Genomic DNA, 26062 nt, shown 5'->3' with positions numbered 1-26062 from the left:
GGGGCCGCCGGCACGTCTCTCGTCGCAAGGATCGCCCATGTCCCGCCCGTCCCGCCGCGCGCTGCTCAAGACCGCCGGCGCGGCGGGCGGACTCGCGCTTGCCCTGCCGCTGCGAACCGCTGCCGCGCGCCGCGGCGCCGACGATCCGCGCGCCACCGTGCCGCTCGATCGCGGCTGGCGCTTCGCGCTCGGCCATGCCGCCGATCCGGCGAAGGATTTCGGCTTCGGCGCGAGCCACGACACTTATGGCAAATCGGGCGATGTCGGCACGCCGGTGGCCGAGGCCAGGTTCGACGCCAGCGGCTGGCAGGCGATCGACTTGCCGCACGATTGGGCGGTCGACCTGCCGTTCGAGCGCTTCGGCCCGGCCGGATCGGATGCCGACCGCACCGGCGCCTATCAGGGCTTCAAGCCGCTTGGCCGGCTATGGCCTGCGACCAGCGTGGGCTGGTATCGCCGCAGCTTGCCGATTGCCGCGCAGGACGCCGGCAAACGCCTGTCGCTCGAATTCGACGGCGTCTCGCGCAACTGCCTGGTCATCCTCAACGGCTTCGTCGTGGGATCGAACGAGAGCGCTTATGCGCCGTTCCGCATCGACATCACCGATTTCGCCAGGCCGGGCGAAGAGAATATCCTGGTCGTGCGCTGCGACGTCAGCCTGGGCGAGGCATGGTCCTATGAGGGTGCCGGGCTGTACCGCCAGGTCCGGCTGGTCAAGACCGCGCCGGCGCATATCCGGCAATGGGGCGCCACTGCCCGCACCGAGCTGAGCGCGGCGGGCGCGATCGTGCGCCTGGCGACCGAGATCGACAATGACGGCCCCGCGATCACCGCGCGCCTGCGCTCACGCGTGAGCGCGCCCGACGGGCGCATCGTTGCCGACCTGCTGTCCGATCCGGTTACGCTGCCCGCCTGGGGCCGGAGCACCGTCGCGCAGCAAACGCGTCTGTCCGATCCGGCCTTATGGTCGCTGGAGACGCCGCAGCTTTATACCTTGGCCAGCGAGATCGTCATCGCCGGCGCGGCGGTCGATCGCGACGTCAGCCGGTTCGGCATTCGCACGATCCGCTTCGATCCCGATCACGGCTTTTTCCTCAACGGCGCCCCGGTGAAGATCAAGGGCACGTGCAACCATCAGGATCATGCCGGCGTCGGCTTTGCGGTGCCCGACAGCCTGCACGTCTGGCGGCTCGAGCGATTGAAGGAGATGGGCGCCAACGCCTATCGCTCGACCCACCATACGCCGTCGCCCGCGATCCTCGACGCGTGCGACCGGATGGGCATATTGGTGATGGACGAGACCCGCCAGATGTCGAGCAACGCGGAAGGGATGAGCCAGCTCGACCGCATGGTCCGCCAGGGCCGCAACCATCCCAGCGTCATCCTGTGGAGCATCGGCAACGAGGAGATCCACCGCGGCACCGCGACCGGCGCGCGCATCGCCGCGACGATGAAGCGCCGCATCTACGAACTCGATGGCACGCGGCCCGTGACCGAGGCGTTCAACGGCAAGTTCGGCGAAGGCGCCTCGCCGGTGCTCGATGTGATGGGCTGCAATTATTATCTCGATGCGATCGACCCCTATCATGCCGCGCATCCGACGATGCCGATGATCGGCACCGAGACGGGCAGCACGGTGATGACGCGCGGCGAATATAAGCGCGACGACGCCGCCGGGATCGTGCCGGCTTACGACACCGATTTTCCCAAATGGGCGACCACGGCGGAGACCTGGTGGAGCTTCTATGATGCGCGGCCGTTTCTGGCCGGCGGGTTCGTGTGGACCGGGTTCGACTATCGCGGCGAACCGACGCCGTTCGAGCGCTGGCCGGAAAACGGCTCCAATTTCGGCCAGATGGACAGTTGCGGCTTCCCCAAGGACAATTACCATTATTACCGCGCCTGGTGGGGCTCGAAGCCGGTGTTGCACCTGTTCCCGCACTGGAACTGGGCGGGGCGCGAGGGGCAGGATGTCGCGGTGTGGGTGCATAGCAATTGCGACGCGGTCGAACTGATCGTCAATGGCCGTAGCCTTGGCCGCAAGACGGTAACGCGCAACCGCCATTTGGAATGGCAGGTGCCCTATGCGGCGGGGCGGATCGAGGCGCGCGGTTTCGCAGGCGGCCGCCATATCCTCACCGACGCGCGCGAGACGACCGGCACGGCGGCGCGGATCGGGCTGACCAGCGAGCGCCGCAGCCTCGCCCCCGGCGCGGTCGCGGTGGTGCGCGCGGCGATCCTGGATGCGCAGGGCCGCGAGGTGCCGACGGCGCGCAATCGCGTCTCGTTCAAGCTGGAGGGTGACGCCAAGCTGCTCGGCGTCGGCAATGGCGACCCGCGCTGCCTCGAACCCGACCATGCCAGCGCGCGCTCGGCCTTTAACGGCCTGTGTATGGCGATCGTCCAGGCCGGCGACCGTGGCGGCCCGATCCGCCTGACCGCGACCGGCGACGGGCTGCGCGCAGCGATGCTGCCGCTGATCGGGCTGGCGACATAGATCGGCAACGCCGGCGGCGCCTGACGGTCCCGGCGTTCGGCTGATATGCTGCCATGCTACGGGCGATTGCGCGACGAGGCCGATGCCGGCAGATAACGCGACATTCATTTTGCACAGGTTGGACCAATGACGCAGCGAGTATGGAATGATCGCGTGCCGACGATCGACGTGATCGCCCGGGGGTTGCTTGCGCTACCGTTGGCACTGCTTGCGACGCCCGCCGTGGCGGCCGATCCGCCGGACTGGACGCAGCCGACCGCGCCGTTCCAGCTGATCGGGCCGATCGACTATGTCGGCACGGAAGGGCTGGCGGCGTATCTGATCCATACCTCTGCCGGGGCGATCCTGATCGACGGGACGATGGCGGAGAATGCCGCGGCGATCGAGCGCTCGGTGGTGGCGCGGGGCGTGAAGATGCGCGACGTGAAGATCCTGCTGCTGAGCCATGCGCATGCCGATCATGCCGGCGGGCTGGCGGCGCTGAAGCGGGCCAGCGGGGCCAGGCTGGTGGCCGGCGCAGGCGACCGGGCGGCGCTGGAGACGGGCGTGCCGCCGGGGGAGACGAATTACGGCGTGCTCCGCTTCCCGGCGGTGACAGTGGACCGCGCGATCCGCGACGGCGAACGCGTGACCTTGGGCGGGGTGACGCTGACCGCGGTGGCGACGCCGGGGCATACGCCGGGCTGCACGAGCTGGTCGCTGCGGTTGCGGCAGGCGGGCAAGCCGGTGGACGTGCTGTTCGCCTGTTCGGTGACGGTGGCGGGCAACAAGCTGGTGGGCAATCGGCGCTATCCGGGGATCGTCGGCGATTTCCGGCGCAGCTTTGCCAAGCTTGGCGCGCGGTCGGCGGATATCGTTTTGCCGTTCCATCCCGAGCTGGACGAGCTGCGCGCGCGGGCGGCGCGGGGGGCGCTGGTCGATCGCGCGGCCCTGCCGACGCTGGTGCGCGAGGCGCGGGTGGCGTTCGACGGCGAGCTGGCCAAGCAGCGGCGATGATCGGCGCGGCGACGGCGGACGACCGCGCCGCGGTGGTCGCGTTGTGGCAGGCGGCCGGGCTGACCCGGCCGTGGAACGACCCGCAGGCCGATTTCGCGCTGGCGCTGGCCACGCCGAGCAGCACGATCCTGGTGTTGCGCGAGGACGGCGCGATCGTCGGCAGCGTGATGGTCGGGTTCGATGGGCATCGCGGCTGGGTCTATTATCTCGCCGTGGCGGCGGCGGCGCGGCGTGGTGGCCACGGGCGGGCGCTGATGGCGGCGGCGGAGGATTGGCTGCGCGGGCAGGGCGCGCCCAAGGTGCAGCTGATGGTGCGCGACGATAATGACGCGGCGCTGGGGTTTTATGAAAGTCTCGGGCTGGAGCGGCAGTCGGTCGTCACGCTCGGGCGGTTCTTGAAGGACGATGGATGACGGTTTTATACGGTATTCCCAATTGCGACACGGTGAAGAAGGCGCGGACCTGGCTCGACGCTGAGGGCGTGGCGTACACGTTTCACGATTATAAGAAGGCCGGGATCGACGAAGCGACGTTGCGCGGCTGGACCGCGCGGCTGGGGTGGGAGACGTTGCTCAACCGCGCGGGGACGACGTTCCGCAAATTGCCCGAGGCGGATCGCGCCGGGCTGGACGAGGACAAAGCGGTGGCGCTGATGCTGGCGCAGCCATCGATGATCAAGCGGCCGGTGATCGTGCAAGGCGAGGTGCTGCTGGCAGGGTTCAAGCCGGATACCTATCTGGGCGTGATCACCGCATAGGAGCGCACACATGCCGACGGCACGCTGGAACGGGGCGATCATCGCCCAATCGGACGACACGGTCGTGGTCGAGGGCAATCATTATTTCCCTGCCGACAGCGTGAATGCGGCGCTGCTCGAGGAGAGCGCGACGCACAGCCATTGCCCGTGGAAGGGCGATGCCAGCTACAAGACCTTGGTGGTGGACGGCGCGCGCAATGCCGATGCCGTGTGGTATTATCCGGCGCCCAAGGCGGCGGCGGCCGAGATTGCCGGGCGGTTTGCGTTCTGGAAGGGCGTGACGGTCGAGTAAGGGGGGGCAGCTTCGCTATCGGTGACCGATATTGGTTGGCGGGGTTGCCTCTGTGCCCGCCTTACCGTTCCCCCGCGAAAGCGGGGGCCCAGGGCCACGAGCGGTGGTGCTTGTAACCCTGGGCTCCCGCTTTCGCGGGAGAACAAGAACGGCAATGTCGCAGCTAGATCATTGCCGCTGGCTGTCACCGGAGGTGCGGCTGTTGCCTTTCCGTACCGGAACGGGCAGTTTCCCTGGCAATAGGGGAGCGCATCATGGCCGTACGTAGCAAAGCACCGCGCTGGTTCTGGCTGGTTGCCGGGCTGATAACTCTCTGGGGCGTGGTCGGCGTGGCGGCTTTCTATATGGACCTGACCATGTCGCCCGCCGCGGTGGCCGCGATGTCGGACTATGATCGCGCGCTGCGCGCCAGCCGCCCGGGCTGGTTCATGTGGCTGTACGGCGCGGCGGTGTGGACCGGGCTGATTGGGGGCGTGCTGCTGCTGGCGCGATCGGCCCTTGCCCAGCCGGTGCTGCTTGCCTCGCTGGTGCTGGTCATCGCGATGTTCGGCTATATCTTCGCGGTGACCGATCTGATCGCGGTGAAGGGCGTTGTCGGGGCGGCGGGCTTCCCGATCGTGATTGCGGCCATCGCCGTGGTGCAGGTCTGGTGCGCGGCGCGCGCGCGGCAGCGCGGCTGGATCGTCTGAGCACTGGCCACCGCGGCGCTGTTCGGCTAGCCAAGAGCCATGTCCACGACCTTCACGATCGACACCGCGACCAGCCGCGCCAATCCCATGCCGGCGCCGATGAAGCGCCTGACCGTGCCGGCGATCCAGCGCCGCAAGGGGCAGGAGCCGCTGGTCATGCTCACCGCCTATACCGTGCGGATGGCGCAATTGCTGGATCCGCATTGCGACCTGCTGCTGGTCGGCGATAGCCTGGGGCAGGTGATCTACGGCTTTCCCTCGACGCTGCAGGTCACGCTCGACATGATGTGCGCGCATGGCGCCGCGGTGGTGCGCGGATCCTATCATGCGGTGGTGGTGATCGACATGCCGTTCGGGACGTATGAGGCGAGCCCGGAACAGGCCTTTGCCTCGGCCGCGCGGATCATGGCCGAGACCGGCGCGGCGGCGGTGAAGATGGAGGGCGGCGAAGCGATGGCGCCGACCGTCGCGTTTCTCACCGCACGCGGCATACCCGTGATGGGGCATATCGGGCTGACCCCGCAGGCAGTGAACGCGCTGGGCGGCTATGGCGCGCGCGGGCGCAGCAATGCCGAACATGCCAAGATCATCGGCGATGCGCGGGCGATCGCCGAGGCGGGGGCGTTTGCGATCGTCGCGGAAGGCGTGGTCGAACCGCTGGCGCGCGCGATCGTGGCGGAAGTGTCGTGCCCGGTGATCGGCATCGGCGCGTCGGCGGAGTGCGACGGGCAGGTGCTGGTGACCGAGGACATGCTGGGCATGTTCGAGCGCACGGCGCGGTTCGTGAAGAAGTTCGACGATCTGGGCGGGCGGATTTCCGCTGCTGTGGAGACCTATGCGACGGATGTGCGATCGCGCGCCTTTCCGGGGCCGGAGCAGACGTATCAGCCGAAGGAGTGAGGGGTTCCATTCTCTCTTCCGTCACCCCGGCGCAGGCAGGGGCCTATCGCTGCTTCCTCAAGCGGTGAAGCTGGGGGAGAGAGCAATAGGCCCCTGCCTGCGCAGGGGTGACGGGAGGTGGTGCATCGGTGCCTCGACGCCGCCGATTGATTCTCTTCCCCTTGGCCGTGCGCGCCGCTAAGGTCCGCGCCTTCCTTGCCTGTATCTGGAGCCTGCCTTGGCCGTCCCGCCGAAAACCGACGAAGCATTCCTGCGCGAGGTCGACGAAGAACTCCGCCGCGATCAACTGACCAGCGTGTGGACGCGCTATGGCTGGGGGATCATCGGCGCCATCGTGCTGGCGCTCGCGCTGTTTGCGGGCTTCCTCTATTGGCGCCATCACCAGACCGAGCAAGCCGGGGTTGAAGGCGAGCAATTGCAGGCCGGGTTCGACGAACTGGCGGCCAAGCCGACCGTCGTGCCGAAGCAATTGCAGGCGCTGGGCGAGTCCAAGGTCGAGGGTTACCGCGTCACGGCGCGCTTCCTGCTGGCCGATCAGTTGCTGCTCAAGGGCGACCTGAAGGGCGCCGCCGCCAAGTTCGCCGAAGTGGCGGCCGATACCTCGCTGGAACAGCCGTTCCGCGATCTCGCGCTGGTGCGGCAGACCACGGCGGAATTCGATACGCTTAAGCCCGACGTCGTCGTGGCGCGGCTCAAGCCGCTGGCCGTGGCCGGCAATCCCTGGTTCGGCAGCGCCGGCGAACTCGTTGCCGCCGCCTATGTGCGGCAGAATCGCAAAGATCTTGCGGCGCAGACGTTCGCCGCCATCGCCCGCGACGAGAAGGTGCCCGATAGTATCCGTCAACGCGCCATTCAGATGGCCGGGGCGATGGGCGTGGACGCGACCGTACAGACTGAACAAAAGAAGGCTCTATGATGACCAGGACTCGCGCGCACAGCCTCCGGACCTCGGCGGCGATCGCGGCGCTGATCGCGCTCAGCGCCTGCGGCATCTTCAAGGGCGGCAAGACCAAGACCCCGGTGCTCGGCGATCGCGTGCCGATCCTGCTGTCCGAATCCGCGGTCGAGGCGGACAAGTCGCTGGCCAGCGTGCAGGTACTGTTGCCGCCGGCCGAAACCAATAGCGACTGGACCCAGCCGGGCGGCAATGCGGCCAAATCGATGGGCCAGCTCGCGCTGCCCGAGACGATCAACCGCGTTTGGACCGCGCAGATCAATGGCGGCAGCAACCGCCAGCGGCTCGGTGCGGCGCCGGTCGTCTCGGGCAACCGCCTGTACGCGATCGACGTGGATGCCACGGTCCATGCCTTTGCCGCCGATACCGGCGCCAAGCTGTGGTCGGCCAGCCTGGTCAAGAATGACGATAATAAATCGGCGCGGTTCGGCGGCGGCGTCAGCTTCGACGACGGCAAACTCTATGCCACCGACGGGCTCGGCGACGTCGTCGCGCTGGATGCCAGCGACGGCAAGGAATTGTGGCGCGTCAAGCCGGGCGGGCCGCTGCGCGGCGCGCCGACCATCGCCTATGGCAACGTCTATGTGCTGAGCCAGGACAACCAATTGTTCGCGCTGGCGCAAGAGGACGGCAAGGTCGCCTGGGCCGCCTCGGGCAGCCTCGAATCGCAGGGCGTGTTCGGCGTCGCGGCGCCGGCGGCAAGCTCGAGCACGATCGTCGCCGGCTTCTCCTCGGGCGAACTCAACGCCTATCGTTCGGAAAATGGTCGTGCTTTGTGGCAGGACGCGCTGTCGCGCTCGGCCATCTCGACCTCGGTCTCGTCGCTCGCCGATATCGACGCCGCGCCGGTGATCGATCAGGGCCGCGTCTATGCCGTCGGGCAGGGCGGGCGCACGGTGGCGATCGATGTCGGCACCGGGCGGCGTATCTGGTCGCAGAACTTTGCCGGCATTTCGACACCGTCGATCGCCGGCGAATGGCTGTTCCTGGTGACCGACGACGCCAAATTGGTGTGCCTGTCGCGCGCCACCGGCATGGTGCGGTGGATCAGCCAGTTGAAGGCGTTCGACAATGAGAAGAAGCGCTCGGGCGCGATCACCTGGTTCGGGCCGATCGTGGCGGGCAACCGGCTGATCGTGACCAATTCGGACGGCGAGATCGTCTCCGCCTCGGTGGCGAGCGGCGAGGTCGGCACGGTGATCGACGGCGGCGCGCCGTTCAACCTGGCGCCGATCGTGGTCAATGGCACGCTGTACGTGCTGGATATGAAGGGGCGGATTACGGCGTATCGGTGATTCCGGCGCTTCGGGTGGTACCGAGAAACGTACCACCCCGGCGGACGCCGGGGCCCAGGTGCGATGGCCGACGTCACGGCGCGCAGCGCCCGCCAACTGCTGTTTCCCGACTGGGCCCCGGCGTCCGCCGGGGTGGTAGTAGCTGGTAATGGGGTGGGTAGCCGGAGTGCGCTTCACGCCACGTGACCTTTGCCGCCAACCGGGCTAAGGGCCCCCCATGTCCAAACTCCCTGTGGTCGCGATTATCGGCCGGCCGAATGTCGGCAAATCGACTCTGTTCAACCGCCTCGTCGGCAAGAAGCTGGCGCTGGTCGACGATCGCCCCGGCGTGACGCGCGATCGGCGCGAGGGCGACGCCACTTTGGTCGGGGTCGAATTCCGCATCATCGATACCGCCGGCTATGAGGATCAGGATGCGGCGACCTTGCCCGGCCGCATGCGCCAGCAGACCGAAGCCGCCGTTGCACAAGCGGACGTCGCTCTGTTCATGTTCGATGCGCGCGTCGGCATCGTGCCGCTGGAGGAAGAGATTTCGCGCTGGCTGCGCGGTTCGGACACGCCGATCATCCTCGTCGCCAACAAGGCGGAAGGCAAAGCCGGCGAGGCCGGGATCCTCGAATCGCTGTCGCTTGGCTATGGCGATCCGGTGCAGCTCTCGGCCGAACATGGCGAGGGCATGGGCGACCTGTTCGAGGCGCTGCAGCCGTTCATCGATATCGAGCCGATCGAAGACGAGCCCGACTATGACGAGGACGATCTCAGCGCGCCGCTGAAGCTCGCCATCGTCGGGCGGCCGAATGCGGGCAAATCGACGCTGATCAACCGCATCCTGGGCGAAGAGCGGCTGATCACCGGGCCCGAAGCGGGCATTACGCGCGATTCGATCGCGGTCGACTGGACCTGGACCGACGAACATGGCGAACCCCGCGCGGTGCGGCTGATCGATACCGCCGGCATGCGCAAGCGCGCCAACGTGCAGGACAAGCTCGAGAAGATGTCGGTCGCCGATGCGCTGCACGCGATCGATTTCGCCGAAGTCGTCGTGCTGTTGCTGGATGCCACGCGGGGCCTTGAATCGCAGGACCTGCGCATTGCCGATGCGGCGTTGCAGGAAGGCCGGGCGGTGATCGTCGCGCTCAACAAATGGGATGTCGCGGAACATGCCAGCTCGCTGTTCAACGGCGTCAAGGCGGCGCTGGAAGAGGGGCTGAGCCAGGCGCGCGGCATTCCCGTGCTGACCGTGTCGGCGGCGACCGGCAAGGGGCTCGACATGCTGCTCAAGGTGGCGTTCGAGACCCGCGAGATCTGGTCGAAGCGGATCGGCACGGGCGAGCTCAACCGCTGGTTCGAAAAGGCCGTCGACGCCAATCCACCGCCGGCGCCGGGCGGCAAGCGCATCAAGCTGCGCTATCTGACCCAGGCCAAGACGCGCCCGCCGGGCTTCATCTTGTTCGGCACGCGCGTCGACCAGTTGCCGATGAGCTATCAGCGCTATCTGATTAACGGCATCCGCCGCGATCTGGGCTTCGGTGCGGTGCCGGTACGGCTGACGCTGCGCGCGCCGAAAAATCCGTTCGACAGTTGATACCGATCCGGCCCTACTAATGTTGCAGTATAGTTTCGCGATGCGACCAATATGACATGGATCAATACTAAATCGTAATGTCTGTGAACCGATCGTTTACCTCGCGAGATTAAGACTCGTGCTGCAACATCGGGGCAGCGGCCCGATGCGGAGATTGCCGTGTCGTTCGAAGGCAGCACATTGGTCAATTGGCCCGCTTATCAGCGCGCGCGAAGCGAGCTGGGGGCGGGGTTCGTGCGCATTCTGGGCTATTTTCGCGAGGACGGCGTCAAGTCGCTGGACGCGATTGAGGCGGCGATGCGCGCGCTGAACGCGGCGGCGATGGTCATACCGGCGCACACGCTGAAAGGCGAAGCGATCCAGTTCGGCGCGGAGCCGCTTGCGGCTTTGGCCGAGCGGATCGAAATGATCGCGCGCGACTGTGTCGAGGCCCAGGACACGCCGGAAGAGGCGCTGGAGCCGGTGGTGGCGCTGCGCCCGCTGTTCGAGCAGACCTTGGTGCTGCTGGAGCGAGAGGCCAACCCGCTGGTGGAGCGGCGGCCGACCATGGGGTTTGGCCGGCGGACGGTTTGAGGCGCTAGGCTCGCACTATCACCGCTATCGGTCCCCGTCGTTCGCGGGGCCTTCTATTTGTCACCCCGCACTTGTTCCGGGGTCCACCGTGCCACATTCTCTCAAGCCGTTGCTTGTGCGGAGCAGTGGACCCCGGAACGGGTCCGGGGCGACGGTGACGGGAGGGGTCAGACCAACCCCTTGGCGCCTGCGGTGACGTCGCTCAGGCGATCTCTTCGTTGGCCGGCTTGCTCTGCAGCTGGACGTAGTTTTCGATGCCCATGCGGCTGATCATTTCGAACTGCCGTTCGAGCGTGTCGACATGCTCTTCCTCGCTGTCGAGGATTTTGCGGAACAGATCGCGGCTGACATAGTCACGGACCTTTTCGCAATGCTCGATCGCGTCGCGCAACGGCGGCAGCGCCTCCATTTCGAGATCGAGATCGGCCTGCAGCACTTCCTGCACCGATTCACCGATGCGCAGGCGGCCGAGCAGCTGGAAATTGGGCAGGCCATCGAGGAACAGGATGCGCTCCGCCACCCAATCGGCATGCTTCATCTCGTCGATCGATTCGTGCTTCTCGAACTCGGCGAGCTTGCGCACGCCCCAGTGATCGTAGAGCCGGTAATGCAGCCAATATTGGTTGATCGCGGTCAGCTCGTTCTTGAGCACCTCGTTGAGATATTCGATTACTTGGGGATCGCCACGCATGTTTTCGCTCCGTTGTTGCGCATTCTATAGCGCAAACGGGGGCGTAACGACAGGCTTAAACGGCTGATTTCTGCGGTTTTCAGGGGTTGCGACTGTTACGCAGCAGCACGTTCCGAATCGATAATGGATCGCGCGAACGGGACGCATTGACCGCATTTCGGCTGGCGGCCGAGGCTGCGATAGGCCTGGCAGGCGCTGGTCGCGCCATTGCGCGCGGCTTCCCTGAGCTGGGTTTCTCGAATGGCATTACACACGCACACGACCATGTTGGCATTCCCTCCGCGTGGGGAGGGTATGGAGCTAATGCGACACGTTCGCAAGGGATATTGCGGGTGATTCGCATTTACCGCCGGTGTCACCCCGGACTTGATCCGGGGCCCAGCTTCTTTGGCCGGTGGAAGAAGAAGCTGGGTCCCGGCTCAAGGCCGGGATGACGGTGGGGTGTACGAGTAGGTGATTCGGCTCAGGCGAGCTTGTCTTCGGCGCCCATCAATTTGGGGAAGAAGCCTTCGTGCACCGCGCGCAGATCGGCGATGGTGACGGTCCAGTCGCCTTCGTCGAGTTCGAAGATCAGGCGATCGTGGATCACCCGGCCCAAGGGATCGGCGGGGACATCGGCCTTGTGCGCGGCAACCATGAAATCGGCCAGGCAGGTGTCGCAGACGGTGACGACATAGACGCCCTGGTCCTCGCCGAACAACGAGCCGGCGATGCCGAATGGCTGCGGCTCGGTGACGAGCACGCCCAGATCCGAGGCCAAGGCCATTTCGGCGAGCGTGACGGCGAGGCCGCCATCAGACACATCGTGACACGCGGTGATCGCGCCGTTCAGGATCTGGGCGCGGATGAAATCGCCGGTGCGGCGTTCGGCGGTGAGATCGACCGGGGGCGGGGGGCCGTCCTCACGGCCGTGCAATTCGCGCAGCCACAAGGACTGGCCGAGATCGCCGCCGCGCTCGCCGATCACCAGCACGGTGTCGCCGGCGCCCTTGAAGCCGATCGTGCAGCTTTTCGACCAATCGGCGAGCAGGCCGAGCCCGCCGATCGCCGGGGTCGGCAGGATGGCGCTGCCGCCGCCCGTGGCCTTGCTCTCATTGTAGAGCGAGACGTTGCCGCTGACGATGGGGAAGTCGAGCGCGATGCACGCCTGGCTCATGCCGTCGAGGCAGCCGACGATCTGGCCCATGATCTCGGGGCGCTGCGGGTTGGCGAAGTTGAGGCAGTTGGTCACCGCGAGTGGGGTCGCGCCGACCGCGGTGAGGTTGCGCCACGCTTCGGCAATGGCCTGCTTGCCGCCCTCGACCGGATCGGCGAAACAGTAGCGCGGCGTGCAATCGGTGGTCATGGCCAGGCCCTTTTGCGTGCCGTGGACGCGCACCACGGCGGCGTCGCCGCCGGGGCGCTGCACCGTGTCGGCGCCGACCATGTGGTCATATTGCTCCCAGATCCAGCGCCGGCTGGCAATGTCGGGCGAGCCCATCAGGGCGATCAGATCGGCCACCGGATCGGTGCTTTCGGGCGCGTCGGTCAATTCCGCGCGCTTGGGCGTGGGGACGTGCGGGCGATCGTAAAGCGGAGCCTCGTCGGCCAGCGGGGCGAGGGGAATGTCGGCGACCACTTCGCCGTGCCAGTTGAGCACCATGCGGCCGGTATCGGTGACCTTGCCGATCACCGCGAAATCGAGCTCCCATTTCCGGAAGATCGCCTCGGCGAAATCCTCGCGGCCGGGCTTCAAGACCATGAGCATGCGCTCCTGGCTTTCGCTGAGCATCATCTCATACGGGGTCATGCCGGTTTCGCGCTGCGGCACGTCCTCCATGATCAATTCGATGCCGACGCCGCCCTTGCTGGCCATCTCGACCGCGGAGGAGGTGAGGCCGGCGGCGCCCATGTCCTGGATGGCGACGATGGCGTCCGATTCCATGAGTTCGAGGCAGGCTTCGATGAGCAATTTCTCGGTGAAGGGATCGCCGACCTGGACGGTGGGGCGCTTGGCCTCGGCATCCTCGCCGAAATCGGCCGAGGCCATGGTCGCGCCGTGGATGCCGTCGCGGCCGGTCTTGCTGCCGACATAGACGATCGAATTGCCGATGCCGGAGGCGGCGGAATAGAAGATCTTGTCCTGCTCGGCGACGCCGACGGTCATCGCGTTGACCAGGATGTTGCCGTCATAGGCCGGGTGGAAATTGACCTCGCCGCCGACCGTGGGCACGCCGACGCAATTGCCGTAGCCGCCGATGCCGTGGACCACGCCGGCGATCAGGTGGCGCATCTTGGGATGATCGGGGCGGCCGAAGCGCAGCGCGTTGAGATTGGCGATCGGCCGCGCGCCCATCGTGAACACGTCGCGCAGGATGCCGCCGACCCCGGTCGCCGCGCCCTGATAGGGCTCGATGTACGACGGGTGGTTGTGGCTCTCCATCTTGAAGATCGCCGCGAGCTTGGTGCCATTGGGGCCGTCGCCGATATCGACCACGCCGGCATTTTCGCCCGGGCCGCAAATCACCTGCGGGCCGGTGGTCGGGAGCTTCTTGAGGTGGATGCGGCTGGATTTGTAGCTGCAATGCTCCGACCACATGACCGAGAAGATGCCGAGCTCGGTGATGTTGGGCTCGCGCCCCATGGCGACGAGCACGCGCTCATATTCTTCGGGAGACAGGCCGTGGTCGGCCACGATTTGCGGAGTGATGGCGGTCATGCGGGCTGCATTAGCGGGGCGGGGGGCGCTCGTCACCCCACCGCTATCGTCACCCCAGCGAAAGCTGGGGTCTCATGCGGATGGCGCGGGACAGAGCGGCTGAGATCCCAGCTTTCGCTGGGATGACGGGGGGTGGGGGGTAGGCCACCTTGTTGGTCATCCCGGGCTTGACCCGGGGCGCAGCTTTCAGTTCGCGGCGCGGCAGAAGAAGCTGGGCCCCGGGTCAAGCCCGGGGTGACGGTTGGGGGAGGCCGGGGTGACGGTGGGGGGAGGCCAGGGTGACGGTGGGGGCGGGGCTGGCGGCTATTTCCGTCGCCGGTGCCACAACCGGCGAAACAGGCCGCGATTGCTGAAGGTTTCGAACATCTCGGCCGGGCCTTCGGGATCGAGCACTTCATTGTCGGCGAGCCATTTTTCGACCGCCGTGATGTCCGGTACTTCATAGCTGACCAGGCTGCGTCCCGCGCCCCGCAGGCTTTCGATCGTCTCGATCAACGACCCGGTCTCGGCGATGCGCGCCGTCACCACGTCGCGCGCGACGCCGAGATGCTCGGCGATCAGCCCGTCGCGGATCGTCGTGATGCAGTGGCGATCCGCACCGTGATCGGCGTCGATCGTCACGTCGCATTCGGTATCGAGCCGCATCGAGCGATTGTTGAAATTGGACGAGCCGACGCGCAGCACCTCGTCATCGACGACCAGGATCTTGGCGTGGACATAGATCGGTTCGCCGCCGACGGTGACCGGGTGATACATGCGCAGCCGCTGATGCACGTCGCGGTGCCGCAGCGCCTCGATCAATCGGGCGCGCGCGCTGTCCATGGCGATCGGTTCGAGCCAGCCTTGCGCGGTGACGGGATTGATGATGACGATCTCGGGACCGTCGGGCTCGTCGAGGCGTCGTGCAATGGCCTCGGCGATCTTGCGCGAGGCGAAATATTGGCTCTCGGCATAGATGGTGCGCTTGGCGCTGGCGATCAGATCGAGATACAGGTTTTCGATCTCCAGCACGGGCTGGCGATCGGGCATTTCCGGCTCGGAGCGCGAGATCGCCACTTCGACATCGCTGAAATCCACGTCGAGCGCGTCGGGCCAGCAATCGTGCACCTGGCTGGGCACGGGCACGCGCCCGCCGCCGGCCAGTTCCCAGCGATCGCGGCACAGCTCGCCCAGCGCCTTGGCGACCGGGCCGGCCAGCGCGGTGGTGGCGTCGTGCCACGGCTTATATTGTTTCTTGCTCCGCGGCAGCGTGCGGTGCGGCTGATCGTCGAGATGCTCGCGCGTATCCCAGCGCTCGCTGGTCATGTCGATGCCGCCGGCAAAGGCCAGGCAATCGTCGATCACGATGATCTTTTGGTGATGCGACGCGCCGAGCGGGTGATAGCCGTCGAGCTTGGTGTGGATGCGCTTGTGCATCATCCATTTGGCGATGGTGACGATGGTCGAGCCGCGGCCCAGCGTCTTGATCGCGCCGGTATCCCAGCGCAGCGTATGAACGTGCAGTTCGGGATTATGCTCGACCAGCCACAGGATGAAATCGCCGATGGTGCGCGGGGCGCCGTCGCTGACATCGCCATCGGGGGCGAGATCGATGCGTGCGTCGAAATCCCACCCGACCAGGAAGATCTGCGAGCGCGCCTTGAGCATCGCGGCGCGCGCCATTTTGAAATAGCGTTCGGCGTCAACGATCACCGTCGCGCGGGTGGCGGGTTCGATGCGCCAGCAATTGCGGCCGGGTTCGAGGATGCTCATGCGGCGCGCGCTTCGTGTGACGGTGAGCAGCGCGGGGTCGGCCGGGTCGTCACTGTCACTCGGTATTTCCCTTGTTTTCGTCATCCTGAACTTGTTTCAGGATCTAGGCGCGGTCAGTCAGCTCAGCGACGGTGTCAGTGAGGCGGATGACCGCGCCTGGATGCTGAAACACGTTCAGCATGACGGGTATTGGTTGACGGGAGGCGAACGCGCCTCACCCCTGTTTCGCCAGCCATTCCTCCAGCCATTTAATCGTATAGTCCCCGGCCTGGAAATCCGGATCGTCGAGCAACGCCTGGTGCAGCGGGATCGTCGTCGTGGGCCCCTCGATGACGAATTCCTCCAGCGCGCGGCGCAGGCGGCGGAGCGCGCCGTTGCGGGTGGTGCCGTAAACGATCAGCTTGGCGATCATCGAATCATAATAAGGCGGTACGCGGTAGCCGGTGTAAAGCCCGCTATCGACGCGGACGTGCATGCCGCCGGGGGCGTGGAACATCTTCACCAGGCCGGGCGATGGGGCGAAGGTGCGCGGATCCTCGGCATTGATGCGGCATTCGATGGCGTGGCCGCGGAACACCACATCCTGCTGGCGCAAGGTCAGCGGGCGGCCCTCGGCGATCTGGATCTGCTCGCGCACCAGATCGAGCCCGGTGATCGCCTCGGTCACCGGATGTTCGACCTGCAAACGCGTGTTCATCTCGATGAAGTAGAATTCGCCGTCTTCCCACAGGAATTCGATCGTGCCGGCGCCGCGATAGCCCATATCGGCCATCGCCTTGCTGCAGATCGCGCCCATGCGGTTGCGATCTTCCTCGCCGAGCACGGGCGAGGGGGCCTCCTCGAGTACTTTCTGGTGGCGCCGCTGGAGCGAGCAATCGCGTTCGCCCAGGTGAATCGCATTGCCTTCGCCGTCGCCGAAGATCTGGAATTCGATGTGCCGCGGATTGCCGAGATACTTTTCCATATACACGGTGGCGTCGCCGAACGCGGCCTTGGCCTCGCTGCCCGCCTGGCTCATCAGCGTCTCGAGCTGGTCCTCGGACGTGCACACCTTCATGCCGCGCCCGCCGCCGCCCGAGGCGGCCTTGATGATCACCGGATAGCCGATGCGGCTGGCGATTTCCTTGGCTTCGGTAATGTCGCTGATCGCGCCGTCCGAGCCGGGGACCAATGGCAGGCCGAGCCGGCCGGCGGTGCGCTTGGCCTCGACCTTGTCGCCCATGGTGACGATATGTTCGGGCTTCGGCCCGACGAAGATGATGCCGTGCGCTTCGACGATCTGCGCGAACTTGGCGTTTTCGCTCAAGAAACCATAACCGGGGTGGATCGCGTCGGCACCGCTGATCTCGGCTGCCGAAATGATGTTGGCGATGTTGAGATAGCTCTCTGCCGCGGCCGGCGGGCCGATGCAGATCGCCTGGTCGGCGAGCCGCACATGCATCGCGTCGGCGTCCGCCGTGCTGTGCACCGCGACCGTCTCGATGCCCATTTCATGGCACGCGCGGTGGATGCGCAGCGCAATCTCGCCGCGATTGGCGATCAGCAGTTTCTTGATCTTGGGCATCGGGGTTACGACACCACCACGAGCGGCTGGTCGAACTCGACCGGCTGCTTATCCTGCACCAGGATCGCCGTGACGGTGCCGGCGCTGGGCGCGAGGATCGGGTTCATCACCTTCATCGCTTCGACGATCAGCAACGTATCGCCGGCGGCGACCTTGTCGCCGATCGAGACGAACGGCTTGGCGCTGGGATCGGACGAGAGATAGGCGGTGCCGACCATCGGCGACTTGACCGCATCGGTCGGGATCGCGGCGGGCGACGGATCGCTGGCGACGGGCGTGCTGGCGCTGGCCAGCGGCGTCGGCGCGGGCGCATAGTGAACGGGCGCGGCGACAGGCGCGGCGGCGGCGGCCTTGCGCGCGATGCGGATCTTGCGCCCGCCATCCTCGACCTCGATCTCGGTCAGCGACGTATCGTCGAGCAATTGCGCGAGTTGGCGCACCAGATCGACGTCGATCCGCATGGCATCGTTTTCGGTAATATCGGTCATGCGACCCTGAACTCCATTATACGGGAACCCCATTCCCTTTATCGGGCCGCGTCCTGTCAGAGACGCGCGGCGGCTTCAAGCGCAAGGACGTAGGAAAGCGCGCCGAACCCGGCGATGGTTCCCTTGGCGGCCTTGCTGATATGGCTGTGATGACGGAAGCTTTCGCGCGCGTGCGGGTTGGACAGGTGCACTTCGATCACCGGCGTGACGATGGCCTTGATGGCATCGAGAATCGCGGTCGAGGTGTGGGTATAGGCGCCGGCGTTGAGGATCACGGCGCGGGCGCCCTCGGCCTGCGCCTCGTGTAGCCAATCGACCAGATGGCCTTCGTGATTCGACTGGCGCATGTCGATCCTGAGATCGAGTTCGCGCGCGCGATCCTCGAGCAGGCCGGCGATATCGTCGAGCGTGTCATGGCCATAGATGGCTGGCTCGCGCAGACCGAGCAGGTTTAGGTTGGGGCCGTTGAGGACGTAGATGGTGTCGGGCATGGCGTGGTTTCCGTAGCGGTTGCCGCCGCTATAAGCGTCGAAACGCTGGAGCGCCAACGCGCTTGAGAAATTGTAGCCCGTGGGATACAATGATGATCGACGTACGACGCAGCGAGATTTTCGTACGATGGTTTCGGGCGCTGCGCGATCGGCGGGCGCAGGAGCGAATTTCGAAGCGCATCTCGCGACTATATTATGGTCTGCTGGGGGACGCGAAGTCGGTTGGCGACGGTGTGATCGAGCTGCGGATCGACTATGGTCTGAGCTACCGGGTATCTGGTGCGCCGTGGCGACGTGATGATCGTGTTGCTGTGTGGTGGCGACAAGCAAAGCCAGCAGCGCGAGATCGATCGTGCCAAGGCGATCGCGGACGAGATCGAGCGCAACGGCATGGAGGACGGATCGTGGCAGTGAAGACCTATCCCTTCGACGGATCGGAATTTCTCGAGGATGCGCAGTCGCAAGCCGAGCTGATTGCGGATGCACTGGCAACCGGCAATGCCGGCTATGTGGCGCACGCGCTGGGCATCGTGGCGCGGGCGCGGGGCATGACGCAGGTTGCCAAGGATGCCGGCCTGTCGCGCGAAAGCCTGTACAAAGCGCTGAGCGCGGATGGGAATCCGGAACTCGCCACTATATTGCAGGTGGCGAAGGCGCTGAACGTGACTTTGTCGGCATCGGCGGACAAAGCGGCCGCCTGACTGAATTCCTGGGAGTAGCCATGCATAGCGACGGAACGGTATCGATCACGGTCAATGGCGAGCACAAGCGCGTGCGCAGCGGCCTCACCATCGCGCAACTCGCCGCGGAGCTCGGGCTGGTGCCGGAGAAAGTGGCGGTCGAGCGCAATGCCGAGATCGTGCCGCGCTCGACGCTGGCCGACGTGATGGTCGAGGATGCCGACGAGCTGGAGATCGTGCATTTTGTCGGCGGCGGCGATCATCTCGGCGCGCTGAAGCCGGACAGTTGGAGCGTGGCGGGCAAGACGTTCACGTCGCGGCTGATCGTCGGCACGGGCAAATATAAGGATTTCGCGCAGAATGCGGCGGCGGTGGCGGCGTCCGGCGCGGAGATCGTCACCGTGGCGGTGCGGCGGGTGAACATCAGCGATCGCAACGCGCCGATGCTGACCGATTTCATCGATCCCAAGAAGATCACCTACCTGCCCAACACGGCGGGCTGTTTCGATGCCGAATCGGCGATCCGCACGCTGCGCCTGGCGCGCGAGGCGGGCGGCTGGGAGCTGGTCAAGCTCGAGGTGCTGGGCGAGGCCAAGACGCTGTACCCGGACATGGTCGAGACGCTGCGCGCGTGCGAGATCCTCGCCAATGAGGGGTTCAAGCCGATGGTGTATTGCGTCGACGATCCGATCGCGGCGAAGCGGCTGGAGAATGTCGGCGCGGTGGCGATCATGCCGCTGGGCGCGCCGATCGGATCGGGGCTGGGCATCCAGAACAAGGTGACGATCCGGTTGATCGTGGAGGGCGCGAGCGTGCCGGTGCTGGTCGATGCCGGCGTCGGCACGGCGTCCGATGCGGCGGCGGCGATGGAACTGGGCTGCGACGGCGTGCTGATGAACACGGCAATCGCCGAGGCCAAGGATCCGGTGCTGATGGCGGCGGCGATGAAGGCCGGCGTGGAGAGCGGGCGGATGGCGTATCTGGCGGGGCGGATGGGCAAGCGCATGTATGCCGATCCGTCGAGCCCTTTGAGTGGGTTGATTTAGCCCCCCACAGCACCACCCCGGCGGACGCCGGGGCCCAGTTGTGGAACAGAAGGCAACTGCTGCTGCGCGTCGCTATCTCTGCCGTCGCTACTGGGCCCCGGCGTTCGCCGGGGTGGTGCTTGGGTGCGGTGGCGCGAAATGGCCCACGGAACCGCGCTGCCGCCCGACCGTTTTCACCACCAGAACGATCGCGCCCTCCGGCGCGACGCAGGAGATGGATCATGGGTGAACTCACCGACAAGATCAAAGGCAATGTCAACGAAGCCATCGGCAAGGTGAAGCAGCATAGCGACGATCCCGCGACGCGGGATGAAGGCGCGGCGCAGGAACTGGAAGGCAAAGGCGAGCAGGTCAAGGGCAAGATCAAGGGCGCGCTCGGCGACGATATCTGAGCGACCCGCTGATCGATCGAACAGGCCGTGCCGGGCAACCAACGCGGCCTTTTTCATACGGTGATCGCGCCACGGCGTTGACAGTAAGCCAGGGCGGGTGACACGCTGACGGCCATGGACAATCGCGTCAGCTGGACCGTCGGAATCGTCAAATGGCTGTCCGTGGTGGCGCTGGCGCTGACCGTCGGCGCGCCGGCGCAATATCAGCCGCCGCAGCATACCCAGCCGGCGCCGTTCATGGCCGCGATGACGCCCGAACTGTCGGCCTATCTCGCCGATCTCGGCCTGACCTCGGAGCGCGACCGCGACGCGGCCGGGGAACTGGCCGAGCATCGCCGCATCGATACCGCGCTGGCCGGGCTGCAGCCGCAGCGCAAGGGCGTGGTCGACGCCTATGTCGTGGTAATCGCGCTGGACAGCGATGCGGTGTTCGGGCGCGAGGCGCGTGCGGCGGGCACGGTGCTGGCGCAGCGCTACGATGCGGCGGGGCGGACGATCGTGCTGGCGGGCAGCGACGGCACCGCGGCGAGTACCCTGCCGCGCGGCTCGCCCGCGACCCTGGCGCTGGCGCTGGCGCGGATCGCCGAGCTGATGGACCGCCGCGAGGACGTGCTGATCCTCTACACGACGAGCCACGGCGCGCCGATCGGCATCGTCTATAACGATGCCGACCAGGGCTTCGGGATGATCTCGCCGCAGCGCCTCTGGACGATGCTCGGCAAGCTCGGCATCGAGCGCCGCATGGTGCTGGTCAGCGCGTGCTATTCGGGCGTGTTCGTGCCGTTGCTGGCGAGCGACGACAGCGTGGTGATCACCGCCTCGTCGGCCGATCGCACGTCGTTCGGGTGCCAGGCGGACAGCGAATGGACGTTCTTCGGCGACGCGCTGATCAACCATGCCTTGCGCAAGCCGCAGCCGATCGCCGCGGCGGGGCGCGAAGCGGTCGGGTTGATCGGGGCGTGGGAAGCGGAGGGCAAACTGACCCCGTCGCAGCCGCAAGTGTCGATCGGGGCCAAGACGGGCGCGTGGTTGGCGGCGCTGGACGCCCGCGCACCGAAGGTGGCGAGCGCGCCGGTGGGGCGGCCGGCGGTATCGATGCTGGAAGGGGAATAGGCGCTCGGTTCTTGCGCGAGGGGAAGGAATCGCGTTGCGACGGAACCCGGCGGGCGAAACGTCGTTGCTGCGCGCATGGCCACGCAACCCAAATATCCGCTCCTCGCCCGTCCCAACATCCGCCTGTCGGGGCCGGTCGACCAGTTCATGTACCAGAGCTTCCGCCAGCAACTGGAAGCGTGCCCGGAGGACGGCACGTTGGTCATCGCCATGACCACCCTGGGCGGCGATCCCGAGGTCGCGCGGACCATGGCGGACGATATCCGGCTGCTCGAGGAGCATGACGGGCGCGAGATCCTGTTCCTGGGCAAGGTCGCGGTCTATTCGGCCGGCGCCACGTTCATGGCCGCGTTCCCGGTCGATCGCCGCTTCCTGACGCGGCACACGCGGCTGATGATCCACGAGCGCAAGATTTCCAAGCAGATCAACCTCGATGGCCCGCTGCGCATGGTCGTCGCCTCGATCAAGGCGGCGCTGCACGAAGTGGAGCATTCGATCCAGATCGAGGAAGAGGGCTTTCGCGATATCGTGCGGGGCAGCAACGTGGATTTCGAGGATCTGCGCGAGAAGGCGCCGTCCAACTGGTATATCGAAGCGGAGGAAGCGCGCGATCTGGGGCTGGTGCTGGACGTGATTTGAGTGGGCGCCAGTCGATCGACGGGGGATGGTGGCCCCGCTGAATTTGTCTCATACCCTCTCGTAACCGAGGGAGAGCGATATTGCCGGACACCATAGACCGCACGCCGGGCCGCAAATTGCTGTTTGCGATCCTGATCGGCGCGCTGCTCGCGATCCCGCTCTTCACCGTCTACCTGCTGGTCTATGATCGCCAGAGCCAGTCGGAGACGGCGCGCTCGTCGATCGCCGAGGGGTGGGGCGGGCCGCAGAGCATCGCCGGGCCGGTGCTGGTCATTCCCTATACCGAACAGGTTAGCGAGACGGTGACCGAGGCGGGCAAGCAGGTGACCAAGACCAATATGGTGTGGCGCGAACTGACGCTGGCGCCTGGCGTCGCCGACATCCGCTCCGAGCTCAAGCCGGAACGCCGCCATCGCTCGATCTATGATGCGGTGGTCTATGAGGCGCGCACCACGGGGACGGCGAAGTTCGCGCTGCCGGCCGATCTGCAGCGCTTCGGCGTGACGCTCGACCGGCTGGCGTTCGATCGCGCCGAATTGCGCTTTGGGCTGCGCGATGCGCGTGGGCTGTTCGGGCCGCCGCCGTCGGTGACCGTCGACGGCAGGAAACTCGTGCTGCAGCCGGGCAAGGGTCCGAGCGAGACCAATGGCTCGGGCTTCTTCACCTGGCTGGACGCCGCGCCGATCCGCGAGCGCGCCATCGCGGTGCGCTTCGATTACGCCTTTCGCGGCAATGGCTGGCTGTCGCTGCTGCCGCAGGCCGGCGACACGCGCTGGACGGTCAGCTCGAAATGGCCGCATCCGAGCTTCACCGGGGGCTTCCTGCCGATCAACCGCGTGGTCAACGATAACGGCTTTATCGCCACGTGGCGCGTCGGCAATCTCGCGCTCGGCCGGGCGCTGGTCTCGGGCGAACAGGCCAAGCCGGAGGCGCAGAATGCGTATAGCGCGCGCGGGGTCGATTCGCTGCGGGCGCCGGCCGGGGATTACGAGGCGCGGGTCGATCTGGTCACCCCGGTCGACCTCTACAGCCAGGTCAATCGCAGCGTGAAATACGGCTTCCTGTTCATCGGCTTCACGTTCATCGCCTTTCTGATGTTCGACGTGATCGGCGGCGTGCGCGTCGCGGCGGTGGAATATCTGCTGGTCGGCGCCGGGCTCGTGCTGTTCTTCGTGCTGCTGCTGGCCTTTGCTGAAGTGATCGGTTTCACCCCGGCCTATCTGCTGGCGGCGGCGGCGATCATCGGGCTGCTCACGGCCTATTCGGCGGCGGTGCTGCGCAGTTGGCGGCGCGGCGCGTATATCGCCGGGTTGCTCATCGCGTTGTACGGCGTGCTGTATATCCTGCTCAGCCTGGAGGCCTATTCTCTGCTGATCGGCTCGGTGCTGCTGTTCGCGGCGCTGGCGGCGGTGATGTATCTCACGCGCAAGCTGGATTGGGGCCAGGTGGGGAAGGCGTAATAATTCCTCCCCCAGCGAAGCTGGGGGAGGGGGACCATCCGAAGGATGGTGGAGGGGTATGATGCAGGCGCTATCTTTTGCGGCGTACCCCTCCACCACCGGCTGCGCCGGCGGTCCCCCTCCCCGAGCAAAGCTCGGGGAGGAATTGGTTACAGCGAGAAGCCGCCGTCGACGTCGATCAGTGCGCCGGTGATGAAGCTCGAATCGTCGCTAGCCAGAAACGCCGTCAGCGCAGCCACTTCCTCGGCCGTGCCGTACCGGCCAAGCGGGATCATCGGCAGGATGATGGGCGCGAAATCGCCGTCGATCGGGTTCATATCGGTGGCGATCGGCCCTGGCTGGACGACGTTGACCAGGATGTTGCGCTTGGCCAGATCCTGCGCCCAGCCGCGGGCAAGACCCGTGACCGCGGCCTTGGTGGCGCTATAGGTTGCCGATCCGGGGAAGCGCGCGCTGTGCCCGCTGACGCTGCCGATGATGATGATGCGCCCGCCATCCGGGATATGCGGCAGCGCGGCGATCGTACCGGCGTGTACGCCTTCGACGTTCAAGGCGAGCTGGCGGCGCAAATTGTCCGGCGTGTCTTCCGCGAGCGGCGCGAAAATGCCGAAGCCGGCATTGTGCACCACGATGTCGATGCCGCCAAGCGTTGCGGCGGCCTGCTCGAAGGCGGCGGCCTGCGCGGCGGGATCGGCGCCGTCGGCGTGGATCGCGCGGCCCTGGCGGCCGCTCGCTTCGATCGTCGCGACGACCTGGTCGGCCGCGTCCTTGTTGCTGGCATAGGTGATCACGACGTCGGCGCCGTCGGCCGCCAGCCGCGCGGCGATCGCCGCGCCGATGCCGCGCGACCCGCCGGTGACGATCGCCTTCTTGCCGGCCAATTTTCCTGAAACGCTCATGCTCGATCACTCCACACCCGCGATCACGGCCATCCGTGCGCTGTCGGCTGATCGCCATCTGGGAAGCAGTGGGAGATAGTTCAATGATACCGAACTATTAAAGTGTTGGGGTGGCGTTGGTTGCCCCGCAAACCAACCGTCACTCCGGAGCACGCTAGCAATCATACCTTTGCGACATGGACTTTGCTGTTCTCCCGCGAAAGCGGGAGTCCAGGGTAGCGAACGTCAGCGCTTGCGGCCCTGGGCCCCCGCTTTCGCGGGGGAACAGGGGGTACTTGCTCAGAGGGGATAAGCACCGAACTAGTCCGGGGTGACGGAACGGGGTGACGGGGAATCACGGAGCATGTCGGCGGGCCACAACCACGCCCGGTTTGCTCTCCACGCCTGAAATCCCCATATCGTGTGGCGATGCAACAGCTTGTCCATCCCAATCTTGCCGATGTCAGCCTGTCGGCTGCGTTGCATGCGCTGTCCGATCCCGTGCGGCTGCAGATGGTCGGCTTGCTGGCCTGTACCGGCAATCTCAATTGCGGCGCGGCGACGCCCGCCGCCGCCATTCCCAAGAGCACGATTTCCAACCATTTGAGGATCTTGCGCAGCGCCGGACTGGTTGAAACCCGGGCCGAGGGTCGCCAGATGATCAACACGCTGCGTCGCGAGCAATTCGATGCGCGCTTCCCCGGTCTGCTCGATAGCGTGCTGGCCAATCGCCCCGCCTAAGGCTGCGGGAAGGGGTTGCGCTGCGAGTGCGAAAGGCATAGCCGAACCTGCAATAGCTATCCGCCTTAGGGACCGTAGAGCATGGCCGAATTCTCGCTGCCGAAAAACAGCATCGTTACGAAGAAGGGCAAGGTCCACAAGGCCGCTGCCGACGCCAAGCGGATCAAGAATTTCAAAGTCTATCGCTACGATCCCGATACGGCTGAAAACCCGCGCTACGACACGTTCGAGATCGATCAGGATTCGTGCGGGCCGATGGTGCTCGATGCGCTGATCAAGATGAAGTCGGAGCAGGACAGCTCGCTGACCTTCCGCCGCTCGTGCCGCGAGGGCATTTGCGGATCGTGCTCGATGAACATCGACGGCAAGAACGGGCTCGCCTGCACCACCGCGATGGACGACGTGAAGGGCGACATCACGATCACGCCCTTGCCGCACATGGAAGTGATCAAGGACCTGGTGCCCGATTTCACGCATTTCTACGCGCAGTACAGCTCGATCAAGCCGTGGCTGCAGACGGTGACGCCGCCGCCCTCGGGCAAGGAGCGGCTGCAGTCGCCGGAGGATCGCGAGAAGCTCGACGGGCTGTACGAGTGTATCCTGTGCGCCTGCTGCTCGACCTCGTGCCCGTCTTACTGGTGGAATTCGGACAAGTTCCTAGGGCCCGCGATCCTGTTGCAGGCCTATCGCTGGCTGGCCGACAGCCGCGACGAGATGACCGGCGAGCGGCTCGACGAGCTGGAGGATCCGTTCCGCCTGTATCGCTGCCACACGATCATGAACTGCGCCAATGTCTGCCCCAAGGGGCTCAACCCGGCCAAGGCGATCGCCGAGATCAAGAAGCTGGAAGTCGAGCGCATCGTTTGATGATTATTTCCCTCTCCCGACGG

Annotated in this window: 28 protein-coding genes; 20 read left to right on the top strand and 8 right to left on the bottom strand. The window is 66.0% G+C overall.

What is annotated here, in order from left to right; genetic code table 11:
* Nucleotides 1–37: 37 nt before the first annotated feature.
* From galA to U1739_RS07495, 11 genes are all read left to right on the top strand, one after another.
* Nucleotides 38–2497, top strand: a complete 2460-nt coding sequence (gene galA / locus U1739_RS07545) for a beta-galactosidase GalA (protein ID WP_332705978.1) — start codon at nt 38–40, stop codon at nt 2495–2497.
* A 126-nt stretch (nt 2498–2623) separates the two neighbouring features.
* Nucleotides 2624–3493, top strand: coding sequence for a subclass B3 metallo-beta-lactamase (gene bla / locus U1739_RS07540; RefSeq protein WP_332705975.1), 870 nt, complete (start codon nt 2624–2626; stop codon nt 3491–3493).
* On the top strand, nt 3490–3906 hold the full coding sequence (locus U1739_RS07535) for a GNAT family acetyltransferase (RefSeq protein ID WP_332705972.1): 417 nt from the start codon (nt 3490–3492) through the stop codon (nt 3904–3906). The genes bla and U1739_RS07535 overlap by 4 nt, the downstream gene beginning before the upstream one ends.
* The gene (locus U1739_RS07530; protein WP_332705970.1) at nt 3903–4250 is read left to right on the top strand and encodes an ArsC family reductase; all 348 of its coding nucleotides are present in this window, start codon (nt 3903–3905) and stop codon (nt 4248–4250) included. The genes U1739_RS07535 and U1739_RS07530 overlap by 4 nt, the downstream gene beginning before the upstream one ends.
* A gap of 10 nt (nt 4251–4260) precedes the next feature.
* Nucleotides 4261–4542: a DUF427 domain-containing protein gene (locus U1739_RS07525; RefSeq protein ID WP_332705967.1), complete on the top strand. Its 282-nt coding sequence runs from the start codon at nt 4261–4263 to the stop codon at nt 4540–4542.
* Between the two features lie 254 nt (nt 4543–4796).
* Nucleotides 4797–5231, top strand: coding sequence for a hypothetical protein (locus U1739_RS07520; RefSeq protein WP_332705964.1), 435 nt, complete (start codon nt 4797–4799; stop codon nt 5229–5231).
* A 39-nt stretch (nt 5232–5270) separates the two neighbouring features.
* Nucleotides 5271–6131: a 3-methyl-2-oxobutanoate hydroxymethyltransferase gene (gene panB / locus U1739_RS07515; protein WP_332705961.1), complete on the top strand. Its 861-nt coding sequence runs from the start codon at nt 5271–5273 to the stop codon at nt 6129–6131.
* A gap of 217 nt (nt 6132–6348) precedes the next feature.
* Nucleotides 6349–7047, top strand: a complete 699-nt coding sequence (locus tag U1739_RS07510; RefSeq protein WP_332705958.1) for a tetratricopeptide repeat protein — start codon at nt 6349–6351, stop codon at nt 7045–7047.
* Nucleotides 7047–8381, top strand: a complete 1335-nt coding sequence (locus tag U1739_RS07505) for a PQQ-binding-like beta-propeller repeat protein (RefSeq protein WP_443025520.1) — start codon at nt 7047–7049, stop codon at nt 8379–8381. Before U1739_RS07510 ends, U1739_RS07505 begins: the two co-directional genes overlap by 1 nt.
* A 217-nt stretch (nt 8382–8598) precedes the next feature.
* The gene (gene der, locus U1739_RS07500) at nt 8599–9966 is read left to right on the top strand and encodes a ribosome biogenesis GTPase Der (RefSeq protein WP_332705952.1); all 1368 of its coding nucleotides are present in this window, start codon (nt 8599–8601) and stop codon (nt 9964–9966) included.
* A 159-nt stretch (nt 9967–10125) separates the two neighbouring features.
* A complete protein-coding gene (locus tag U1739_RS07495; RefSeq protein ID WP_332705949.1) occupies nt 10126–10539 on the top strand; it encodes an Hpt domain-containing protein in 414 nt (137 codons plus the stop codon).
* Between the two features lie 202 nt (nt 10540–10741).
* On the opposite strand, the gene bfr is transcribed toward U1739_RS07495, so the two are convergent.
* The 7 genes from bfr to aroQ all read right to left on the bottom strand — a co-directional run bounded on the left by bfr (nt 10742) and on the right by aroQ (nt 18223).
* Nucleotides 10742–11230 (bottom strand): bacterioferritin, encoded by a 489-nt coding sequence (gene bfr, locus U1739_RS07490; RefSeq protein ID WP_332705946.1) that lies wholly within the window; start codon nt 11228–11230, stop codon nt 10742–10744.
* 95 nt (nt 11231–11325) lie between these two features.
* Nucleotides 11326–11496, bottom strand: coding sequence for a (2Fe-2S)-binding protein (locus U1739_RS07485; protein ID WP_332705943.1), 171 nt, complete (start codon nt 11494–11496; stop codon nt 11326–11328).
* Nucleotides 11497–11693: 197 nt separating this feature from the next.
* Nucleotides 11694–13928, bottom strand: a complete 2235-nt coding sequence (gene purL, locus U1739_RS07480; RefSeq protein WP_332705940.1) for a phosphoribosylformylglycinamidine synthase subunit PurL — start codon at nt 13926–13928, stop codon at nt 11694–11696.
* A gap of 303 nt (nt 13929–14231) precedes the next feature.
* Nucleotides 14232–15680: a phospholipase D-like domain-containing protein gene (locus U1739_RS07475; RefSeq protein WP_332705937.1), complete on the bottom strand. Its 1449-nt coding sequence runs from the start codon at nt 15678–15680 to the stop codon at nt 14232–14234.
* 214 nt (nt 15681–15894) lie between these two features.
* A complete protein-coding gene (accC, locus tag U1739_RS07470; RefSeq protein WP_332705934.1) occupies nt 15895–17244 on the bottom strand; it encodes an acetyl-CoA carboxylase biotin carboxylase subunit in 1350 nt (449 codons plus the stop codon).
* A 5-nt stretch (nt 17245–17249) separates the two neighbouring features.
* On the bottom strand, nt 17250–17732 hold the full coding sequence (gene accB / locus U1739_RS07465) for an acetyl-CoA carboxylase biotin carboxyl carrier protein (protein WP_332705931.1): 483 nt from the start codon (nt 17730–17732) through the stop codon (nt 17250–17252).
* A gap of 56 nt (nt 17733–17788) precedes the next feature.
* Complete coding sequence (gene aroQ / locus U1739_RS07460; RefSeq protein ID WP_332705928.1) at nt 17789–18223, bottom strand: type II 3-dehydroquinate dehydratase; 435 nt, start codon at nt 18221–18223, stop codon at nt 17789–17791.
* A gap of 279 nt (nt 18224–18502) precedes the next feature.
* Between aroQ and U1739_RS07455 the strand changes: the two genes are divergently transcribed.
* The 7 genes from U1739_RS07455 to creD all read left to right on the top strand — a co-directional run bounded on the left by U1739_RS07455 (nt 18503) and on the right by creD (nt 23553).
* Entirely contained in the window at nt 18503–18637 is a 135-nt protein-coding gene (locus tag U1739_RS07455; RefSeq protein ID WP_332705926.1) for a hypothetical protein, read from the top strand.
* Nucleotides 18634–18924: an addiction module antidote protein gene (locus tag U1739_RS07450; RefSeq protein WP_332705923.1), complete on the top strand. Its 291-nt coding sequence runs from the start codon at nt 18634–18636 to the stop codon at nt 18922–18924. Before U1739_RS07455 ends, U1739_RS07450 begins: the two co-directional genes overlap by 4 nt.
* Before the next feature lie 20 nt (nt 18925–18944).
* Nucleotides 18945–19949: a sulfur carrier protein ThiS gene (gene thiS / locus U1739_RS07445; protein ID WP_332705920.1), complete on the top strand. Its 1005-nt coding sequence runs from the start codon at nt 18945–18947 to the stop codon at nt 19947–19949.
* A gap of 221 nt (nt 19950–20170) precedes the next feature.
* Complete coding sequence (locus tag U1739_RS07440) at nt 20171–20341, top strand: CsbD family protein (RefSeq protein ID WP_332705917.1); 171 nt, start codon at nt 20171–20173, stop codon at nt 20339–20341.
* Nucleotides 20342–20455: 114 nt separating this feature from the next.
* The gene (locus tag U1739_RS07435) at nt 20456–21454 is read left to right on the top strand and encodes a C13 family peptidase (RefSeq protein ID WP_332705914.1); all 999 of its coding nucleotides are present in this window, start codon (nt 20456–20458) and stop codon (nt 21452–21454) included.
* Nucleotides 21455–21529: 75 nt separating this feature from the next.
* On the top strand, nt 21530–22093 hold the full coding sequence (locus U1739_RS07430; RefSeq protein WP_332705911.1) for a ClpP family protease: 564 nt from the start codon (nt 21530–21532) through the stop codon (nt 22091–22093).
* A gap of 80 nt (nt 22094–22173) precedes the next feature.
* A complete protein-coding gene (gene creD, locus U1739_RS07425; protein ID WP_332705908.1) occupies nt 22174–23553 on the top strand; it encodes a cell envelope integrity protein CreD in 1380 nt (459 codons plus the stop codon).
* Nucleotides 23554–23702: 149 nt separating this feature from the next.
* On the opposite strand, the gene U1739_RS07420 is transcribed toward creD, so the two are convergent.
* A complete protein-coding gene (locus U1739_RS07420) occupies nt 23703–24452 on the bottom strand; it encodes an SDR family NAD(P)-dependent oxidoreductase (protein WP_332705905.1) in 750 nt (249 codons plus the stop codon).
* Between the two features lie 408 nt (nt 24453–24860).
* On the opposite strand from U1739_RS07420, the gene U1739_RS07415 reads away from it, so the two are divergent.
* Nucleotides 24861–25172, top strand: coding sequence for an ArsR/SmtB family transcription factor (locus U1739_RS07415; RefSeq protein WP_332705902.1), 312 nt, complete (start codon nt 24861–24863; stop codon nt 25170–25172).
* Nucleotides 25173–25253: 81 nt separating this feature from the next.
* On the top strand, nt 25254–26039 hold the full coding sequence (locus U1739_RS07410) for a succinate dehydrogenase iron-sulfur subunit (protein ID WP_332705899.1): 786 nt from the start codon (nt 25254–25256) through the stop codon (nt 26037–26039).
* The last annotated feature ends 23 nt before the right edge of the window (nt 26040–26062 follow it).

The sequence above is a fragment of the Parasphingomonas puruogangriensis genome, from assembly GCF_036663635.1.
GTDB lineage: Bacteria > Pseudomonadota > Alphaproteobacteria > Sphingomonadales > Sphingomonadaceae > Sphingomonas.
The sequence above is the reverse complement of the archived record's forward strand: the minus strand, read 5'-3'. Positions and strand labels throughout refer to the sequence as shown.

Excerpts from the sequence above, each read along its gene's own strand:
- U1739_RS07435 (WP_332705914.1), top strand. The coding sequence starts at position 20,456 with ATGGACAATCGCGTCAGCTGGACCGTCGGAATCGTCAAATGGCTGTCC.
- accC (WP_332705934.1), bottom strand. The coding sequence starts at position 17,244 with ATGCCCAAGATCAAGAAACTGCTGATCGCCAATCGCGGCGAGATTGCG.
- U1739_RS07535 (WP_332705972.1), top strand. The coding sequence starts at position 3,490 with ATGATCGGCGCGGCGACGGCGGACGACCGCGCCGCGGTGGTCGCGTTG.
- bfr (WP_332705946.1), bottom strand. The coding sequence starts at position 11,230 with ATGCGTGGCGATCCCCAAGTAATCGAATATCTCAACGAGGTGCTCAAG.
- der (WP_332705952.1), top strand. The coding sequence starts at position 8,599 with ATGTCCAAACTCCCTGTGGTCGCGATTATCGGCCGGCCGAATGTCGGC.
- U1739_RS07520 (WP_332705964.1), top strand. The coding sequence starts at position 4,797 with ATGGCCGTACGTAGCAAAGCACCGCGCTGGTTCTGGCTGGTTGCCGGG.
- U1739_RS07430 (WP_332705911.1), top strand. The coding sequence starts at position 21,530 with ATGGCCACGCAACCCAAATATCCGCTCCTCGCCCGTCCCAACATCCGC.
- U1739_RS07485 (WP_332705943.1), bottom strand. The coding sequence starts at position 11,496 with ATGGTCGTGTGCGTGTGTAATGCCATTCGAGAAACCCAGCTCAGGGAA.
- galA (WP_332705978.1), top strand. The coding sequence starts at position 38 with ATGTCCCGCCCGTCCCGCCGCGCGCTGCTCAAGACCGCCGGCGCGGCG.
- U1739_RS07440 (WP_332705917.1), top strand. The coding sequence starts at position 20,171 with ATGGGTGAACTCACCGACAAGATCAAAGGCAATGTCAACGAAGCCATC.
- panB (WP_332705961.1), top strand. The coding sequence starts at position 5,271 with ATGTCCACGACCTTCACGATCGACACCGCGACCAGCCGCGCCAATCCC.
- U1739_RS07420 (WP_332705905.1), bottom strand. The coding sequence starts at position 24,452 with ATGAGCGTTTCAGGAAAATTGGCCGGCAAGAAGGCGATCGTCACCGGC.
- U1739_RS07415 (WP_332705902.1), top strand. The coding sequence starts at position 24,861 with ATGCAACAGCTTGTCCATCCCAATCTTGCCGATGTCAGCCTGTCGGCT.
- bla (WP_332705975.1), top strand. The coding sequence starts at position 2,624 with ATGACGCAGCGAGTATGGAATGATCGCGTGCCGACGATCGACGTGATC.
- aroQ (WP_332705928.1), bottom strand. The coding sequence starts at position 18,223 with ATGCCCGACACCATCTACGTCCTCAACGGCCCCAACCTAAACCTGCTC.
- U1739_RS07525 (WP_332705967.1), top strand. The coding sequence starts at position 4,261 with ATGCCGACGGCACGCTGGAACGGGGCGATCATCGCCCAATCGGACGAC.
- thiS (WP_332705920.1), top strand. The coding sequence starts at position 18,945 with ATGCATAGCGACGGAACGGTATCGATCACGGTCAATGGCGAGCACAAG.
- U1739_RS07505 (WP_443025520.1), top strand. The coding sequence starts at position 7,047 with ATGACCAGGACTCGCGCGCACAGCCTCCGGACCTCGGCGGCGATCGCG.
- U1739_RS07475 (WP_332705937.1), bottom strand. The coding sequence starts at position 15,680 with ATGAGCATCCTCGAACCCGGCCGCAATTGCTGGCGCATCGAACCCGCC.
- accB (WP_332705931.1), bottom strand. The coding sequence starts at position 17,732 with ATGACCGATATTACCGAAAACGATGCCATGCGGATCGACGTCGATCTG.
- U1739_RS07410 (WP_332705899.1), top strand. The coding sequence starts at position 25,254 with ATGGCCGAATTCTCGCTGCCGAAAAACAGCATCGTTACGAAGAAGGGC.
- purL (WP_332705940.1), bottom strand. The coding sequence starts at position 13,928 with ATGACCGCCATCACTCCGCAAATCGTGGCCGACCACGGCCTGTCTCCC.
- U1739_RS07530 (WP_332705970.1), top strand. The coding sequence starts at position 3,903 with ATGACGGTTTTATACGGTATTCCCAATTGCGACACGGTGAAGAAGGCG.